We start from the raw sequence: 472 nt of genomic DNA, 5'->3' as shown, positions 1-472 counted from the left end.
GTATGAATCTATTTTAGATCAGTTTATGGTTCTCCATTGTCTTTTACCACGGATTAAATTCCGTGGCTATGGTATATTAGATATGAGTGTTCCTACAGTAAGAATCAGGCTGTTCAATATTCTGATGAAGAAGGAATTACTAAAAAGGAATTCGTATTTTTGATAAAAAGCACACAGATGGATTTAGAGGCTAAAAAAATATCTTTTGTTCAGGAATTTCTTCGTTTACAAAACGAAGAAATTATAATTGGATTAGAAAAAATGCTGCATAAAAGCAAAGCAGAGTTACTTGAAAAAGAAATGAAACCTATGTCGATGCAACAATTTAATACCGAAATTGATCAGGCACTAGACGATTCTAAAAATGGACGATTGACCAAGGCATCTGAATTAAAATCTAAAGTACAAAAATGGGGTTAACTGTTTATTGGACTCGACTAGCCGAAGATAAATTAGAAGATATATTTCACTA

1 protein-coding gene is annotated in these 472 nt (G+C 31.8%); it reads left to right on the top strand.

What is annotated here, in order from left to right; translation table 11 throughout:
* The first annotated feature begins 177 nt into the window (after nt 1-177).
* A complete protein-coding gene (locus HC175_RS18185) occupies nt 178-420 on the top strand; it encodes a hypothetical protein (protein ID WP_168024105.1) in 243 nt (80 codons plus the stop codon).
* Nucleotides 421-472 lie beyond the last annotated feature (52 nt).

This window comes from Salinimicrobium oceani, assembly GCF_012037645.1.
This window is presented reverse-complemented; position numbering and strand designations above follow the sequence as displayed.

Bases quoted from the DNA above. Each gene is read 5' to 3' on its own strand.
- HC175_RS18185 (WP_168024105.1), top strand. From the start codon at position 178: ATGGATTTAGAGGCTAAAAAAATATCTTTTGTTCAGGAATTTCTTCGT.